Origin of the sequence: Mycobacterium sp. 1465703.0, from assembly GCF_001672975.1 — a bacterium.
Lineage (GTDB): Bacteria > Actinomycetota > Actinomycetes > Mycobacteriales > Mycobacteriaceae > Mycobacterium.
Genome location: NZ_LZKU01000017.1, coordinates 1 through 17,665 on the forward strand (window position 1 = coordinate 1; position 17,665 = coordinate 17,665).

Below are 17,665 nucleotides of genomic sequence, written 5' to 3' on the forward strand. Positions count from 1 at the left end.
GTGCTTAGCGACGCAGACATCGACGGTGCCGTCGACGCCGCGGTCTTCGGTGCGTTCATGAACCAGGGGCAGATCTGCATGTCGACCGAGCGCATCGTGGTCGCCTCGCAGCTATGCGACGAGTTCACCAGCAAGCTGGCCGCGCGCGCAGCATCACTTGTGGTGGGCGACCCCCACGATCCCGCCACCCAGATCGGCCCGATGGTGCACGAGACCGCGTGCCACCACGTCGAATCCCTCATACGAGACGCGGTGGACCTCGGCGCTGAGGTACTCGCCGGCGGCCAACGGGAAGGCCTCTACTTCCCCCCCACCGTACTAGCGGGTGTAACTTCGAAAATGCGGATATACCACGAGGAATCGTTTGGGCCCGTCGCCTCGGTCATCACTGCTGACTCTGAGGAAGCTGCTATTGAGATCGCCAACGACACCCCGTTCGGGTTGTCGAGCGCACTCTTCAGCTCAGATGCCGCGCACGCGCTCGAAATCGCCAAACGCATCAGATCCGGCATCTGCCACATCAACGGGGCTACTGTGCACGACGAAGCACAGATGCCCTTCGGCGGCGTCGGCGACAGCGGCTTTGGACGCTTCGGATCCCGAGCGGCAATAGAGGAATTCACCGAACTTCGCTGGGTGACGATACAAGCAGGCCGCCGAAAGTACGCGATGTGAACGGACGATGATTCACGTCGGTACGCCAGCGGGCGGCGAGGCCCGGTCGAAACGCGGACACGTTGCACTAACGGCCCGACGGCAAAGTCAACAGCGCCACACATGAGGTGGCCCATGGTGATCGACCGACTCCTGGGTGACGCAGGCGGGAGTTGCTGGTGCCGTGCTGTGTCGCAGTGGCTGAGCTGAAGTTGTTGGTGCCCGCGGGTGCAGCCGTTCCTATTGCTGCGACGGCACAGGTCCCACGACCGACCGCGTCGACAAGCGACCCAGCTGGCCACCTCGCCACGCCAGATAGTTCCCTCGAATGGAGGGCGACACGACTAAGGAGACGACGGTGACGAATTAAGGCGGCCCCTTTGTCGAACGGCCGCGGTCGACGATCGGCGACCGGGGCCGTTGAAAGAACTCAGTCTCGCGCGGTGACCACGGTGAGGGCTCAGCGTGACGATCGCGCACTCCTGTCATAGCGCAGACAATAAGCGTCGTGTCAATCCATCGGTGCGGGCCGCGAGGTCAAAAAGACCGCTACACAAGAAGAATACTTGCAGGCGCGACGGACAACCGCTATTCAGGCCACCCCTGCGCGTGCAGCACGGAACTCGCCGATCGTGCGGAATAAATTCTCGTGATAGGTCTCGATGTTGCGCATCTTGATCTCTTCATACCCTCGTATGACATCCGGCAAGGCTGCCAAGGCCACAGCGTATGGGTGGTTCGACGGCGAAAGGTGGGGAAGAATTTCCTCCATGCACCGCCGGTATTCATCGATCAACGCGCGCTCAGTCTTGCGCATGCGTAAATACCCGAAAGGATCAAGTGGGGTGTGTCGCAATCGCCGCGCGGCATAGAGCAGCACAAAAATCGGTCTAACCCATGACCCAAGTGACACTTTGGACTTCATCCCTAGCGCACGCAGCATCGGGGGATGCAACCGGTATTTGATCCGTGCGCCCGGCCCGAACTCGGCGCTGATTTGTTGCGACAGCCCGGAATCCAAACTGAGCCGGGCGACTTCGTATTCGTCCTTATAGGCCATCAGCTTGTAAAGATAGCGCGCAACGGATTCAGTGAGTTCCATCGATTGGATACCGCACTGCTGTTCGGCTGACCGGACCGTTTCAACGAAATCAGCATACCGTTTGGCGTACCTGGCGTTTTGATAGCCAATCAAGTCGCTGACGCGGCGCGTTATAAGCTGCATCACTTCCGAGTCCTCCGGCGCCTTTACGACCGAACAGATCGACCTGGCAGCCTCCGGCGAGGGAAGGCCAGCAGGCACGACAGGATCGGTATTATCGAGTCCTGGAACGGTTTCCGGATAAGCAACCATCTGTCGCCCCCAACGAAAAGCTGAAATGTTTTCGTCGACTTTTACGCGATTGGCAGTGATCGCTTTCTCGAACGCCGCCGCGGTGATAGGGATGAAGCCGGCCTGGTAGGCCGCACCGGCAAGAACGACATTGGCAAGCTCATCGCCCTCGAACACCTCGGTGGTCACGCGACGAACGTCGACAAAAACCCCGCCCGGCCGCACAGTCGCCGCCCGGATGCGTTCAATAAGTTCGTCGCGCTCGGGGAATAAGACCGACGGATCCGACACCATCGCCCCCGTGGCCAATTCGCTGGTCGAGATCGCCGCGACCGTACGGTTGGGATCCAGAAGCGCGAGATTGGCCGGTGCGGCACTCACGAGAAGGTCGCAGCCCAACACCAAGTCGACTTCGCCGCGGACGGCCTTACTGCCCACCGTGCGGTGCTGTTCGGTGAACTTGATATCAGATGCGACTGCGCCCCCTTTCTGCGACATCCCGGTTTGATCGAGCGTATGGACGCTCAAACCGCACGCTGCGGCTGCCGTACTCAACAGCTGTGACAGTGTCACAACACCAGTGCCGCCCACCCCGAGGAGGCGAATCGTGTACTGGCCGTCAATGAATCGGCGGCGCGTGGGTTCGGGAAAGTGCTCGCGGGGTTTTGCGCCAGTGCGCGGTCGCTCCGTGGCCGGCACCACTGAGATGAACGCCGGACAGTCCCCGTCGAGGCAGGAGTAGTCCCGGTTACATGACGCCTGATCGATGCGCGTTTTTCGTCCAAACTCCGTTGCAACCGGCTGAACGGACAGACAGTTGGACTTGCGACCGCAGTCCCCGCAGCCTTCGCAGACCCGCTCGTTGATGAAGACGCGCTCCACCGGGTCAGGTGCCAGGCCCCGCTTCCGTTTACGCCGCAGCTCCGCGGCACACTCTTGATCGTGGATGAGTACCGTCACACCCGGTACCCCACCCAAGTGTTCCTGGGCCTCCATCAGGCGGTCTCGGTGCCAAACCCCAACTTTGTACTGCCGAGCCAGTGGTCGCAGACGACGCGGATCATCAGTAGTGATGAGGACCTCGCGGACCCCCTCGGCTTGCAGCGCGGCGATGAGCTGAGACAGGGTCAGCTCTCCGGCGGGTTGTTGGCCGCCGGTCATCGCAACGGCAGAATTGTGCAACAGCTTGTAGGTAATGTTCACGCCCGCCGCGACGCTGTTGCGGATCGCCAGGCTGCCCGAGTGGTGGAAGGTGCCATCGCCGAGGTTTTGAATGAAGTGTTCCTCAACGACGAAGGGGGCCATACCTATCCATTGCGCACCCTCGCCGCCCATCTGCGTCAGTCCGACGACGTCACCGAACTCTCGGGCGTCCATCCCGACAACCAGGCCGTGACAACCGATCCCGGCACCCACCTGAGCCCCCGCCGGCGTCTTCGCGGATCTGTTGTGCGGGCATCCCGAGCAGAAGTAGGGCGTCCTGGACAACAACGGCAGTGCAATCGGTGTGCGAGTGGGTCTCCTTGTTGCCGACCAGCTTTCAACCGAGGGGAAGTCACCCAAACGGAGCAGTGTTGTCGCTAACGCCGCAGCAATCTTGTCCGCGTCGAGTTCGCCGTGTCGGGCTAAGGCCTCGGCGGGGGCGCTGTCCTGCTTTCCCAGGATGCGAGGGGCATCCGGCACGCCATAGAGGACTTCCTTGAGGGCAGCTTCCAGGAATGGGCGCTTTTCCTCCACCACGATGACCTCGCGCAGACCGCGCGCAAACGCCGTAATCTCTTGGCGGTCAAGTGGGTATATCATCGCAAATTTCATCAACCGGACACCACGACGCGCCAACTCGTCTTGGCTGAGGCCCATCATTTGCAGTGCCTGCACAAGGTCGGCGTACGTCTTGCCTGCGGCGACGATACCGATGCGACTATCACCGCGACCACCCACCACGTTGAGGTTGTTCGCAACGCAATAGCGGCGGGCCAACTCTAGACGCACTGTCTCACGCGTCAACTCGAGTTCATCGAGTACAGGCTGCAGAACATGCGCGGTGACCGCATGCCGATACGGCTTCCCGCGGTATTCGACAGTCGGACGGACCGGCGTGATGCGCTGCGGATCCACTCTGGCGATTCCAGATGCATCCGCAACATTCGTGACGACCTTCAGTGCGGTCCATAATCCGCTCGCTCGGGACAGCGCGACCGCGTGCTGACCGAAGTCGAGCACATCTTGCATGTCTGCGGGATAAAGGGTGGGCACGCCAAGGTCGGCGAGCAGAGCATCCGATGAGCCGGGCGAGGTCGACGACTTGGCGGCCGGGTCATCGCCCACCAGCGCGACCACACCGCCGGCGGGGTGGGTGCCCATCAGGTTGTTGTGTCGAATCGCGTCGGCGGCCCGATCCAGTCCCGGCGACTTTCCGTACCACCAACCGGTCACCCCGTCGACGGTGGCACGCGATGACGCCGATGCTAGCTGGGAACCCTGCACCGAGGTCGCCGCCAGTTCTTCATTGACGGCGGGGCTAAACACGATGTCGTGCTCTTTCAATAGGGCCGAGCGCTTAGCGAGTTCAAGGTCATATCCCGCCAGTGGGGATCCCTCGTAACCGGAGATGAAGGCCGCGGTCTTCAGACCGCTTCGAGTGTCTACGCGCCGACAGTCGATCGGCAGGCGGGCAAGCGCCTGGATACCCGTCAGATACACGCGCCCGGATATGCCGCCGAAGCGATCTTCGACTGCGAGGAGACCATCACTTGTCACTACTCACTGCCTTCCTTGCGCACGCCGTCGTCGGGGGCTGACGAATTTTGCGCTAACCACTAAGGCTAGGACCGCCAATGAGCCACTATCATTGGGCAGAGCACGAAGGCGCCCATAATAATTTCGTGAATTTCACAGGCTGAGGCAATGCAACCACCCATTAACGGGCCCGCGGACCTTTCCCTCGACATTCCTGCCCTGGCGGAGCGTGTGGCGCGCCAGATCCGCGTAGAGATCGCGGGCTACGCCCGGGTTGCCGTCACCGAACACAACGCGGATGTACACCGCCAGATCAGCGACATCGTCGCTGGCCTGCAGAGCCGCACTACCCCCAACGCTGCGCAAATCCAATTCGCCCGCCAGATTGGCCGGCAGCGATCCATCGAAGGCCTTGCACTGACCGAGGTGATCGAGGCCTATCACATCGCCTTCCGCGAAACGTGGGACGAGCTGCTCAGGTGGTCACGAGACCGCCATCGTGGCCTCGATGCGCTCAGTCAGGTCGGCCTGCTGTGGAGTTGGATCCACCGACTATCCGCAGCTGTCGCCGACGCGCACGCGGAAAAGTCGATGGTCAGCGAGGGTGCCCGCACGATGTGGCGACAAGAACTGATCGACGCACTCATCGACCGACGGCTGGGCCGTGAATCCGAGGTCGTCGCCGAGCGGCTGGGTTACCGGCTCGAAAAGGACGAATTCACCGTGATTTGTTGCGCGGCGGACTCGAACGACGGCATCAACGAACTCAACGCCAGACTTGCCGCCTCAGTCGGTGTCGGGCATTGCGGAAACCACGCAGATCAATCCTTCACCATCAGTCAGGGGGTCCCTACCGACACGCTTTTACAGATAATTCGAGACAGCCGACCCGCCAGCCCTTTTGGGATCGGCGTCGCGCGCCAGGGTCTGGGTGGAGCCGCAATGAGTCTGCGTGATGCGGCCGACGCGTTCAAGCATGCGCAATCCGCCGGTGCCGAAATCAATTTCGAAACAGATTGGCTTGCCGCCACAGTTGCAGCCCACGCTCGACGGTTCGATGCCATCCTGTCCGTCGGTACATCAGTTGCGCGGCGCAATCCCCGGTTGGCGGATGCAGTCCGCGCCTACGCATCCAGCGGCTTTTCGATCAGCGCCTGCGCTCGAGAATTGGGCATCCATCCCAACTCAGTGAAATACCGGCTCCAGCGTTGGTCAGCGTTGACCGGCTGGCGATTCGACACGTTTCTAGGACTCGTCAATTCTGTGGCATCATTGTCCCAAGCGGCACACGATGCCCCTGCCGTCGTACCGGCAGGTAATGACGCGGCAACGCTTCCCGAGCGCGCTCAAAGCCAAAAGGACGCTTAGTTGTTAGTTGTTGCGGATCCGCCCCAATAGCGCGCTGGATCTGGGCGTCGGCGCGTCGTATGCCGGCGCTGAACAGGTCGACGGCCACGGTGAGAAATGGTACCCCGGCCACGGTCCGTCGTCGGCTTGCTCTCGCCGCGACGACCGTAATACGGCTTATCCGTCTCTCAATTGTGCGATCCAGGCGAGAGGCCGAACCAGGTCGCCAACGCGCGGTTGAGGGCGCCCACCGCCGGGTCGTCCTCCGATGATGCCCAGGAGACGTAGCCGTCGGGACGGACCAATGCCGCGGTGAAGTTGAGCGGCTCGATCGGTTTGCCCGCGACTATGTTGAGGCCGGCGCGGTCGTTGAGGCTAACGGCGAAGACGCTGCGATCGGTGAAGTCCACGAGCAGTGGCCGGCCGTCGCGGGCGAGTTGTGCGACGCGCTGCCGCCCGTGTGCCGGGAGATCAATGGTGATGTCCGGCATCCAATACCCGACAGCAGGATGGTCATCAGATTGAGTCGGATAGCGGACGGCAGTACCGGACAAGGTGACCATGAGGTCCTCGGCCACGGCAGGCAGGCGCAGCAGTCCACCGAGAATTTCGCGCAGAGCCGTGATTTCCGGGCCCGGACGCAGGAGAGCCAGTTGCGCACGGCTGTGGGTGATCACGTTTTGGGCCGCGGGCCTGCGCTCGGCATCGTAGGTGTCGAGCACCGTGGCTTCGACCCGGCCGTGCACGACGTTGGCCAGTTTCCAGCCGAGGTTGGCTGCATCTTGGAGGCACAGGTTCAACCCTGGGCCGCCGATAGGCGAATGAACGTGGGCAGCGTCGCCGGCCAGCAGCACACGCCCGCGCCGGTAGTGCTCGGCGATGCGGGAATTGATTCCATCGAAGCGCCGCAGCACGGGCTCGCTGTCGGGGTCTATGGGTTGCAGTGGAACTTCCACGCCCAGGACGCGTCGGATGCTGTCTTCAAGTTCGGTGATGGTGAGCGGGTCGCCGAATCCGGGATGATCACTGCTGCCCCGAACATCATCTGCCGCCGGCGCCAGTTCCAGTGTCCCGACCATTGATTGCCCACGAAGGTGGAACCACATGAAAATCCCCGCCTCAGTCCTCAGAAACGGCACCGCCGGCATCGGCCCGTAGCCGGGAATGTCCAGCTCACTTGTCGCGGAGTGTGTCCACTCCGGTGGTGGCCTCAGCCCGCGCCCCATACGAGACACCGAGTCGTTGGACGACATTCCGGGAAAACCAATCTCGGCGTGTTTGCGGGTCGTGCTGCGCCCGCCATCGGCGCCCACCAGGTATTCAGTGTTGATGGTGTACAGCCCGGTTGGCCCGTCGACCTCGACAGTGACACCCTGGGCGTCCTGGGTGAATCCCCGCAGCCGGTGGCCCCATCGCAGGTTCGCCCCGAGTCTGGCCGCGTGCTCAGCCAGCGCGCGGGTCAGGCGTGGTTGGTGCACGGGCAGCATGTAGAACTGGTTCGATGACGTTTCCGCGGGCTGACCGAAAATGAGCCCCCCAAACATCCCTAGCGGCAACGTGTACGGGCGGCCCGCCGAACCCGACAGCTGTTCGTAGAGTCCGCGGTTGTCGAGGAAGCGCACCGCAGGACCGCCGATGCCGTTGGCGCGGTGCTCTGTATTGGGGCCAGGTAACGAGTCGAGAACGATCGGTGTGATCCCGGCCAGCGCAAGCTCGCTTGCCAACAACAAACCGGTCGGTCCGCCCCCGGCGATCACCACGGGTGCATCAGTCATGCGAATTGCCTTTCTCTCCAATGTCGTTCGCTCACACGCTCCGCAGCCATAGTTCGAAAACCTGAAGGACGTCAGCCGGTAAGCCACTACGGTGGTGGTGTAAGCCTGTGACCGGCGCGGTCGAGCCTGCGACCGCGCCGGCCTTGGTAGTGGGCTCTAACTTTCAGCGAGAACCAGGTGCAGCTCTTTCTTGGCTTCGCTGACCGCGTCGAGGACCTTGATGCGGACCTGCGACAGCGTTGCCTTCTGCTCCTCGGTGCCCGACCATGCGATCGATCGGGCCAGACCGGCGACTTCGAACAGCTCCGTACGGAGCTTGAATACTTCCGCAAACCGTGCGGCCTGCTTCAGGAATACCGCCGCTGATTCGCTGGTCACGCCCCGCCAGGCCAGCACACTGCGGCCAAGTTCCGTCGGCGTGGCCACACCGTCGTCGATCGACACGAAACCCCGTGCGGCAAGCAGACCGATAGCCAGTTCTACGATGTGTTCTGGCGGGTTCAGTGCACCTCCGGTCGCCTCATTGACCCGTTCGAGGATCTGCGTGGCGCTCGCCGGGCCCTCGAGCAGGATCACCGCAGTACCGAACGCGGCCCGCTTAAAGCCCGCAGCCGGACCATGACCCACGGCCCCAGGCCCAAAGCCAGCATGCCCTGGCCCACCAAAACCAGGGCCGCCACCGAAACCGGGCACATTACTGAAGTCTGGCCCACCAAAACCGGAGACACCACCGAAACCGGGGTCGGCAGAGAATCCTTCATCAGACATTGCATATCCCTTTCGTCATGCGGCGACGGTCTGTCGACCACCGCGACCAGGTATCAAGAAGCTTGATGCCAAGCACCTTGATACCCGTGCCGAAGAGCGGTGTCAAAGACGACTGTAGACGCGGTCTGCGGCAGTCGCGCAAGTCACTGATATCTAAAATAACCCCCGCGATCGACGTCGCGGTTCCTCGCGGACTAGCCGAAAGACTCTGTGCAGCACCTTCGCTGGGCTTCGATCGACACATGACAGTGCAGTTGACGCTTGTGACATCCAAGTGACCGTCAACTGAGAGTTGTGACATTCGTATGACGTTTGCACCCGGTCCTAGGGGATCGAATCTGACGACCGAGCCAGGGCGCGGCGGTTGTTGGCATGCAAGAAAGATTGAGATGTAGCTCGACGCACCAGTGGCGAACAGTCAGGCCGCCCAGCGCGGCGGCCTTAGACCGATATGCGTTGCGTACCTGCAGTTTTCCCGCTTCTGCGGATAACGTCTCCGCGTGGCAGTTGGCCCGCACGGTAGGGGTGTGGCATTCGACGGACACCAATCCACCAAGGCGCCAAAGACTCTCGTCCTCGTCCTAAAGGTCGACACTGTCGGCGACATCGGTGCCCGATGTCTTCATGTTGGTTTCAGAACCGCGTCCTACCGTTCGCCCACACCTAGTAGCGATCCACCGTCGTGAAATTGGATTGCATGCTCTGAACCGGAAGAACTCATGAGGAGGACAGATGTCGTATCTGACCACGATGCCCGAAGCGATTGCCGCAGCGGCGGCCCAGTTAGAGGGTATCGGCAACTCATTCACTGCTGAGAGCTCGGCTGCCTCAGGATCTACTACGGCGCTGGCTCCCGCAGCATCTGATGAGGTCTCGGCGCTGACGGCAGGGATCTTCTCCACCTACGGGCAGCTTTACCAGTCGGTTAGCGCTGAGGCCAGCGCCATTCACCAACAATTTGCAAGCATGCTGGGGACCTCGTCGAGCTCCTACAGCGAGACCGAGGCCGCCAACCAGGTTGGCACCGCCGCCTCGAGCCTCAGCGGAGCGACGTCGAGTGCGGCGAGCAGCGCGACCAGCAGCAGCGGCGGGCTGGCTGGGCTGATCGAAGATTTGGCGAATTTTCTCGGCGACGATAGCGCTACGGGGCTTTCCAGCAGCTTCTCCAACATCCTCAATATTGGTGCTGGTAACTGGATGTCGGCCTGCTCCGATCTGCTCGGTATGGCTGGTGGAGGTCTGCTGCCGGCCGCTGCTTCTGACACCGGTGATGCGGCTGCGGCGGCGGGCGCTGCGGACCTGGCGGCCTCAAACACCCCGGCCGCCCCCGGCATGGGTGTAATGCCGGCGGCGGCGATGGGTCAGGCGACCATGGTGGCCAACAAGTTATCGGTGCCACCGAACTGGGCGGGTGTCGCCCCGGTGACCGGCAGCCCTGCCACCGCCGTAGAGACTGTCGGCTGGACCGCTGCTCCACCGCAGGCCGGTGCGCAGATGGTCGTGCCGGGAATGCCAGGGATGGCGGCTCGTAGCAGCGCCGGACTCGGCGCCCCACGCTACGGTGTTAAGCCCCTTGTTATGCGCAAGCAACCAATCGTCTAACTGTCCATAGCAGTCAAGGCGCGTCTTGGTGCCGAAACGCAATGCATGTCAACTTAATTGGATATATGCGAAAGGATGGGATCAGAAATGCCTGAGTGGGGTGCGCTTCCTCCCGAAGTCAATTCCGCACGTATGTATGCAGGTTCTGGGGCGGGCCCGCTGATGGCCGCAGCGACGACGTTTAGTGGCCTGAGCGCGGAGTTGGACTCTACCGCGGCCTCTTACCAGTCGGTGATCGCGCAACTGACTGGCTCGGACTGGTTAGGGCAATCGTCGTCGGCGATGGCCGCAGCGGCTGAACCCTACATTGCTTGGCTGAATACCACCTCTGCGCAGTTGCAAGAGGCGGCCTCCCAAGCCACTAGTTCGGCGGCGGCCTACGAAGCAGCGTTTTCAGCGACGGTGCCCCCGACCGTAGTCGAAGCCAACCGCAGTCAGCTAGCGGCGCTCGTGGCAACCAACGTTTTAGGGATCAACACCGCAGCGATCGCGGCCACCGAGGCGCAGTACGCGGAAATGTGGGCGCAAGACGCCACCGCCATGTACACCTATGCCGCCGCATCCTCGGCCTCTACCCAGTTATCAGGACTGACGTCACCGACTGAAACCACCAATAGCAGCGCGATCGGCGCTCAAGCTTCTGCGGTCTCCTCAGCCACGGCCAGCAATTCGACGACCTCGACGCTGAACACGACGCTGTCTAACCTCTCCGACTCACTGTCGTCAGTAAGCAATTCAGCAAGCACCAGTTCAAGTTCTGGCACATCCTTATTGTCCGCGCTCAACGACTTGCTGGGAACCGGCTTCGTCGAGAACAGCATCAACGGCGGAGTGAATACCGCGGCCTGGTTCGTGATGAACACCATCCCGACGGCGGTCTCACTCGGGCACACCCTGTCCGCCGCTGCTCCGGCAGCTGCGGTCAGCGACGTGATGCCCGCCGGCGCGGCCGGTATCGCCGAGGGCACCGTGGTGGGCGCGGTAACGCCGACAGGGGCCCTGGGCGCGGCGGCCGCGGCGAGCCTCGGCGAAGCATCGGCGGTCGGCGGGCTTTCGGTACCGGCCAGCTGGTCGTCGGCCGCCCCCGCGGCGGCGGCGGCTTCGGCCACCGCCCCAATCGAGGGCTCAGGCTGGACCGTCGGCTCTGAGGCCACCGAGTCGGTCACCGCGATGCCCGGCATGCCCGCAATGGCGGCCGCAGCGAAGGGCGCCGGCGCCTACGGCAGCGGGCCCAGGTACGGCTTCAAGCCGATCGTGATGCCCAAACGCATAGGCGTTTAGAAGGGGAACACAGCAGGAGTGCGCTGGTAGCATACCCTCGATCCGACGTGGGCCGGAATTTAGACCTTCTCTGGCAGCCAGCGGTGGCACAGGGACGGCGTGACATTGGAACAGGTGTGGTTAACGGCCTTTCGCCTGCAATATCGTCATTTGCATAGCGGCGCTGCAATTGTCGATTTGCCCTAACCTCTGCGCCGCGCCGGCAGCGACGTTGACATTCCTGCGCGGTCGCTATCGGCTTCGACGCCAGCTTCAGCATCTGCGCTGGCGGCGTTCCTATGAGGTGAGGTAGTTTCACAGTTTTGTCATCGAATTCGCGACGAGATCACGGCGACCAGGTCGCCTACGCAGCGGCGGACCTGGTCCGCGGTGGTTTTGTCGCCCCAGTACTCCAGGTCCGAAGCGCGCGATTGCCAACGTCCGGCCAACTCCCACAGATCCATGCGCATAGCACGACGCGGCCGCAACGGGCGCCGTCGGCAGGAAGCAATAATCAATGCACCGCGGTACACGCGCTTGCAAAGCTGCAATAGTTGGCGTAGTCGTCGCGATCTTCCGAGATCGTCGGCAGCGCCCGAAACAGCATCGGCCATCATCGATTTCGTCCGGGTAAGCTGCTGATGCAGCGCAGCTCAGGCTGTGGCGCTGACCTGCGTGTGTTGTTCATCAGATCCGTTCACACCCAGCGTTCGCAGATCCAGTCTTGCACCGACGTGCGATCGCAGAGTCCCGACACGGTATACCGCGCGTAAGGGCGTTTGAGAAACTCGCCGAACCAACGCAGGATTCCTCGGACGATTTCCCTGTCAAGGAAGGAAGCCCTTTCGCGCTGTCCGCAGCACCCGCTGAAGGCGCAGGATCCTTCATGCCCATGTGTCTCTTCGCCGGCGCGCCATCGCGACACCCCCAGGATCGGCCTCATGATAGATGGGCGCAGGAACCGGAAAGACGGACTGTTGAATTTGTTTCGGAAATCTTCAAGGCCGTCCGGAAGCGCGCTCACTTGCCTGATAGGCGCCGCCGTCTAGTACAGCCGCATCCCATGCCTCATCTTGCGGGGCCGCGCATAGCGTGTCGTACACCGCGGGAACCCAATCCGCCCCGAAGGGGTCTGCCGCCGGCCCGCGATACCGCTGGCGGCGAAGCGTTGGCTTGAGAAACCCGTTGATAGCGTTGTCGTCCTGGGCGCTGAGATCAGTGCCAAGTGCCGCAGAGATCCGGCTCACCTCGCGGCGCCAGTCGTCACGGACGTTGGCGTAGTCGACGAACACACGCGGTACGCCACGCGTGTGCCTTTCGGCCAACAGATTCGCTTTTGGCCATAGGGCACTTGTCAGTTCTGCTGAGGGCCAGTTGCCGCGGTAAGCGAGGCGATAACATCTTGTGGATAGCGCACTGCCATCACGGCAGCAACATCGAATCCGACCGCACGCGCAGCCTCGAACCACATGTCCGACAGCACAACAATATTCAGATCGTTAATAACGACAAGCGGTGCGGATGAGGTCTTCTCAAGAAAAGCTTCCATCTCGGCCATGCAGGCAGCCGTCACTTCGGCGTCAAACGCGCCCTCTTCGAGTACGCGCAGCGACGGGTCGAACCAGGCACTGCCGTGGCGGTAGAGGATCGCGCCGTTGAGAAGAAGAGATGCCCGTGGTTCCCGATAGCCAAGGGGATTCGTGGCGTCGCTACCCAACATTCCCGCCGGCAGGCTAGCGCCACACAGCGAGAGCAGCCGGGTAAGCGCTGACGTTCCGGACCGGCGCATGCCCAACACAATTACGTCGACCGGGCGCGCGGTTGGCCCGCGCTGGTCAAACACAGTCACGCGCACACCGTGTTCGCGTGCGAGGTCAGCAGGTCGCGCTCGGGCGCACCGTGATCTGGCCGGATGATCACCGCATGCCGTCGCTGCGTCCATCTCAAATCCGATGGTGCTGGCGGTGTTTGGGTATTTCCGGTGAGGGCGGCAGTAGCGAATGGAAATGCTCTGCCGCAAGTGTCCGAGCAGAATGTATCGAGCGGCGTGGCTGGCGGGTGAAAGAACAGCGCCCGCTAGACCGGGCTGAGAGCAGTTGCCCACCGCTCCGAAATCATTGAGGTGTGACAAGCTGCTTGGCCGGCGAGCGCAACGACCAACGGGCCGAGCTGGATGTCGGGTATGACAGCGTGTGCCTGGCCTAGCGGTTGGCTTTCGCCCATCGCATCGCTTCCCTTCGCATGGCAATAGACCGTTGCAGTGTGGGCTTAGGGTAGGAAGCGAATCTGAATTCCACCTGGAGGCAGCGCGCGCGGTGGAGTCTACGAGAGCGTGTTGAAGGGTAGGAGCACAGCCATGTTTGTGATGTTGACCGACGGTCAGAGCCGATCATGGAAGCGATACCGGCGAGGTTGTTGACACTGTAGCGGCTGCCGACACGCCAATAAATCTCAGCAGATATCCCGATCGCGGCCCTTCATCGCTTACTGCCCGACCAATACCTGAAGTCAAGACCGGTCCGACAAACGCCGCCTGAAACGTCTGCAAGCGCTGCGTTGCAAGAACCGATCGACCCTGTCTCAGCACGGCCGGAAGGCTGCGGTCCGAGGCGGACGCCGGTACTATCAGCACAGGCAGTCATTGAGACAGGGCGACGGCGCCCACGAACAGCCCGGGAAACGGGTATCTGTGTTGCAGGCCACCGGGATTTCCACTGCCGCTTGCTCTTTCGTGAGGACAGTCATGTGCGACCAACTATTTTCCGGCTTTAGTGAAACCGGTTGGATCACGCGCCCTGGGACGCCGAACCCACATTCAGTCCTGACGAGTTGCAGATCCTGCTTAACCAGGAGTTGTCGGCAGCTGAGGCCGCCGACCGTGTGGGCTGCGTCGACCGTCCTGAAACCTAGGTTCGGCCTGCGAAATACGCATCGATCCGCACGGTGTCGTCCTGTGTGAAGAACTCGGCAGCCCACGAACCACTGAACCATGTGGATCCTGGCCACGAGCGACAACCACGACCTCACCACCCGCAATGGCCACAACCCTGATAGGGCGCAACGGAATTGTTATGGCCAAGCCTTAGCTCACAAACGCCCACTAGTGCGCAGCGCGCGCCAGGCTGTGAGCGGAAGACGCGACTTGGGCCTCCAATCCGATACCGCTGAGGATAATTCAGAGCGAAGTGGGTACCGCCCCAAGGGCCGCAGTAGCAAGGGCGCGCACCAGCGCTGAGCGAAGTCCGCGCGCCAGCCAGATGCCGTACTGACTGACAGCGCTGCGGTTAAACTGGTGAGTGCCATGCCGATTGTTAGCCGGCGGCCGGTGGACGTGCCACCACGGTGGGCCGGAATCCATATTTGGGCGGCGTGCTCATCACACTATGTGCGGGCACGTTGGTGATCGGTATCCCGGGCATCCCCGGCATCCCGGCCGTAAGCGCCGGTTGGGTGCTGGCTGGGCTAGCTGTCAACGCTGATGCGATCGGAGTGCTCGTGCCGGCGTCAATCACGCTGGGTGGCACCGACAACGGGCCGATCGATGCGGCTCGACCCAGTGCTGCAGAGATCTCATTGCCCCACCCAGCCGGCGCGCTCCACCCCGCGCCCGTGAGCGTGGTTGTGGCCGCAGAGCCGAGTCCCTCACTTGCAGCTGCACTCGAGCCTCCGGCCGCCGCCTGTTGGCTTTGGCCCATGAAGTCAGCGGCAGTCCCCAGATAGTTGCCCGGCATGTAGAACCCGGACGAGAAAATCGTGTTCCAGATATTGGCATCGGGGCCCCAATCGTCCCAGAGTTCGGAGAGAAGCGAGGACGCCGACGACGATGACGATGACGATGACGATGACGATGACGCTAGGGTGGCCTTCGATGACGCGGACGAACTAGCAGACGAGGCAGGTGAGGCCAGCCCCTGCAGCGTGCTGGGGACTGTGGAAACCACCTGGGATAGCGTCGACTGCGTGCTCGTTGCGGTGGAGGTACCTGTTGCTTGGCTCACCGACTGGGCTTGGTTACTGAGGCCGGCGGCGGTGGTGTTCTGAGGGGGCTCGGTAAACAGCGTCAGTTGGGTGGCCGTGGCCGACGTACCGGCATAGTTGTACATCGCTGCACTGTCTTGGGCCCACATTTCGGCGTACTCAGCCTCGTTAGTCGCTATCGCCGGCGTGTTTTGCCCGAGAAGGTTGGTGGCGACGAGCAACGCCAGCTGGGAACGATTGGTCGTAACCACAGTTGGGGGCACCGTCATAGAAAACGCCGCCTCATAGGCCGCCGCGGCCGCGGTGGCTTGGCTGGCCGTCTGCTCGGCCTGTGTGGCGGCGGTGTTCATCCAGGCCACATAAGTCGCCGCGGAAGTGGCCATCGATGTCGACGCGGCACCGCGCCATTGATCGGTGCCTAGTCCTGAGATGATCGAACTGTAGGAGGTCGCCTGCGCGCGCAGTTCAGTGGCCAAACCCTCCCAGCTATTCGCTGCAGCTACCAGCGAGGCTGATCCTGCGCCGGCATACATGCGAGCAGAGTTGATTTCAGGCGGCAGCGCACCGTAGTCAACCATCATGGCTCCCTCGACCTCGACAGCTGGCGGCCGCGGTACGCGTTTCGGTGGTCGTGGGTGAATCGGCGAAGGTGCCCAGGCCGCAGGCGCTCAGTGCAGCGTCGCCCACCTCACCGATGTGATGCGTCTTCCCGCGGTTTGCCGCGCCGGATGCAGGCGGGAAACGCGTTGCAGTAACGCAGAATAACGTGCCATCGCGAGCGCGAAGGGCACCGGTCAACAGGCTGGTCGAGCGAGCCTTCGATGCGGCGGCCGTCGCGACGGTAAGGTGCCATTGACGCTGTGTTGTTGCGGTCAGCATCTTTGGCTGCGTGTGCGTGCAAAACATTGGACATCTCCTTACGCAGAGCAAGTGAGCTCCCGATTAAGGTGTCGGGGTATACATCGATGCACACGCACGACGGGAGGTACGCGTGTGTCTCGAAGTGGCGCAGCGCGATTCAGTCGCTAAAACCAACAGCGGCCGGCTCGGGGTGAAATGATTCCGGGTCTCGGACAGGGTCTATCAGCTGGACTCACTTCCCTCACCTCCTTACAGCCGGGGCGCACGGGGTCGCCGATCTATCGCGTAGACGGGGAAGAAACGACTCGGCGCATCAGCGGGCCGCGACCCCTTTCGTCAGAGCTTTGGCACGACACGGCGTATTCGGCCCTCACTGCGACCGAAAGCCACTTAGGCTCAACCCTTAGCCCGGGAAGAGCTGTCCTGACCGGGGGCGTCTTTCGACGTTCGGGGTCAGTGGCCTTTGTCCGTATAGACGCCTCACCTAGCGAGGTGCTTGCGTCGGCAATAGTTGCACCAGGATGGAGCAATAGTCAACTATGCGGCGGGAAAACAGATTTCGATACCGCGCGAGCTGCTGACTGGAAGCGCCCATCTGCAGCCTCGGCGCGGACCCACGGACGTGCGGCGCGGCTACTCACACTGATCGGAACGGCCATCAGCGAAACATGGTCGCGCGCATACGAGTCCGACGATACGGACCGGATCTAGCTGTGATGCCAACCAGTTGATGCCGCCTCGGGCAACCCTCGCGGGTTCAGTCGGTGGGTATGACAAATGGCGACGGCGAGTGAGCCCTAGGGGCGCTGGGTTAGTCGGTCCTCGTTGCGGTTGGAAGTCATCGCGGCTGTCTTGCTGCACGCGCCCCGGTGCCCTGGTGGTGAGTTTTTTTCAGCGCGATTCTGAGCCTGCTGCTGCGGTTATAGGGAAACACCAGGTTAAAACATGCTGCTGCACTGGGTTTTTCAGTTCAACTTCAGATTCGCCTCATACGGTCCTGGCATCAGTGCGACTAGTGATCATTGAGGAGGCGACATGTCGTTCGAGGCGACGCAGCTATCGGAGTTGGTGGCGGCGGTGAGCAATTTGCAGGGAACTAATTCGGCATTGGCAGCCCGTTATGCGGCCGCGGCAGCCCCGACGATGGGAGTCGCGCCCGCTGCCGGAGACGTGATATCCGCTGTAACAGCAGCACATCTCAACGCCCAGAGCGCAAGACTCCATGCGGTATACGGGCAAGCCGTGGTTGCGCTTGACATCCTGGCGCGTGTCTTAGGGGCCACTGTGGCTGTAGAAGCGCCCGCCGTGGTGGCCAACCTGGCCAAAGCCGAACCCGAAGCCAGTTAGG

General features: G+C 62.2%; 11 protein-coding genes, 1 pseudogene and 1 riboswitch. Of the genes and pseudogenes, 5 read left to right on the plus strand and 7 right to left on the minus strand.

Annotated features, from left to right (window positions below):
- Positions 1-675 (plus strand): aldehyde dehydrogenase family protein (locus A5625_RS01280; RefSeq protein WP_156747805.1); only part of this gene is annotated, 675 nt, incomplete at its 5' end.
- Positions 676-1,246: 571 nt separating this feature from the next.
- Here A5625_RS01280 and A5625_RS01285 read toward each other — a convergent pair.
- Both A5625_RS01285 and A5625_RS29435 read right to left on the minus strand, forming a co-directional pair.
- Positions 1,247-4,747 carry an indolepyruvate ferredoxin oxidoreductase family protein gene (locus A5625_RS01285; RefSeq protein WP_066988574.1) on the minus strand — a complete coding sequence of 1,167 codons (3,501 nt, stop codon included), beginning with the start codon at positions 4,745-4,747 and terminating at the stop codon, positions 1,247-1,249.
- Positions 4,748-4,879: 132 nt separating this feature from the next.
- Positions 4,880-5,170 carry a hypothetical protein gene (locus tag A5625_RS29435; RefSeq protein WP_197515912.1) on the minus strand — a complete coding sequence of 97 codons (291 nt, stop codon included), beginning with the start codon at positions 5,168-5,170 and terminating at the stop codon, positions 4,880-4,882.
- Here A5625_RS29435 and A5625_RS01290 point away from each other — a divergent pair.
- Complete coding sequence (locus A5625_RS01290) at positions 5,153-6,094, plus strand: CdaR family transcriptional regulator (protein ID WP_197515913.1); 942 nt, start codon at positions 5,153-5,155, stop codon at positions 6,092-6,094. The two genes, A5625_RS29435 and A5625_RS01290, sit on opposite strands and share 18 nt — an antisense overlap.
- A gap of 167 nt (positions 6,095-6,261) precedes the next feature.
- On the opposite strand, the gene A5625_RS01295 is transcribed toward A5625_RS01290, so the two are convergent.
- The 3 genes from A5625_RS01295 to A5625_RS29825 form a co-directional block, all read right to left on the minus strand.
- The gene (locus A5625_RS01295) at positions 6,262-7,848 is read right to left on the minus strand and encodes an FAD-dependent monooxygenase (RefSeq protein ID WP_066988576.1); all 1,587 of its coding nucleotides are present in this window, start codon (positions 7,846-7,848) and stop codon (positions 6,262-6,264) included.
- Positions 7,849-8,004: 156 nt separating this feature from the next.
- Entirely contained in the window at positions 8,005-8,424 is a 420-nt protein-coding gene (locus tag A5625_RS01300; protein ID WP_232003320.1) for a hypothetical protein, read from the minus strand.
- Positions 8,421-8,609 (minus strand): hypothetical protein, encoded by a 189-nt coding sequence (locus A5625_RS29825; protein WP_156747807.1) that lies wholly within the window; start codon positions 8,607-8,609, stop codon positions 8,421-8,423. The genes A5625_RS01300 and A5625_RS29825 overlap by 4 nt, the downstream gene beginning before the upstream one ends.
- Before the next feature lie 739 nt (positions 8,610-9,348).
- On the opposite strand from A5625_RS29825, the gene A5625_RS01305 reads away from it, so the two are divergent.
- On the plus strand, positions 9,349-10,218 hold the full coding sequence (locus A5625_RS01305) for a PE domain-containing protein (RefSeq protein WP_066988578.1): 870 nt from the start codon (positions 9,349-9,351) through the stop codon (positions 10,216-10,218).
- Positions 10,219-10,305: 87 nt separating this feature from the next.
- Positions 10,306-11,499 carry a PPE family protein gene (locus A5625_RS01310; RefSeq protein WP_066988579.1) on the plus strand — a complete coding sequence of 398 codons (1,194 nt, stop codon included), beginning with the start codon at positions 10,306-10,308 and terminating at the stop codon, positions 11,497-11,499.
- A gap of 863 nt (positions 11,500-12,362) precedes the next feature.
- Here the strand turns inward: A5625_RS01310 and A5625_RS01315 are convergent.
- Both A5625_RS01315 and A5625_RS27860 read right to left on the minus strand, forming a co-directional pair.
- Positions 12,363-13,267 (minus strand): annotated as a pseudogene (locus A5625_RS01315) (sulfotransferase family protein).
- Between the two features lie 1,522 nt (positions 13,268-14,789).
- Positions 14,790-16,037: a PPE family protein gene (locus tag A5625_RS27860; RefSeq protein WP_082984190.1), complete on the minus strand. Its 1,248-nt coding sequence runs from the start codon at positions 16,035-16,037 to the stop codon at positions 14,790-14,792.
- Between the two features lie 601 nt (positions 16,038-16,638).
- A riboswitch (M-box (ykoK) riboswitch) is annotated at positions 16,639-16,816 on the minus strand.
- 536 nt (positions 16,817-17,352) lie between these two features.
- Here A5625_RS27860 and A5625_RS01325 point away from each other — a divergent pair.
- On the plus strand, positions 17,353-17,664 hold the full coding sequence (locus A5625_RS01325) for a PE domain-containing protein (protein ID WP_066988581.1): 312 nt from the start codon (positions 17,353-17,355) through the stop codon (positions 17,662-17,664).
- The last annotated feature ends 1 nt before the right edge of the window (position 17,665 follow it).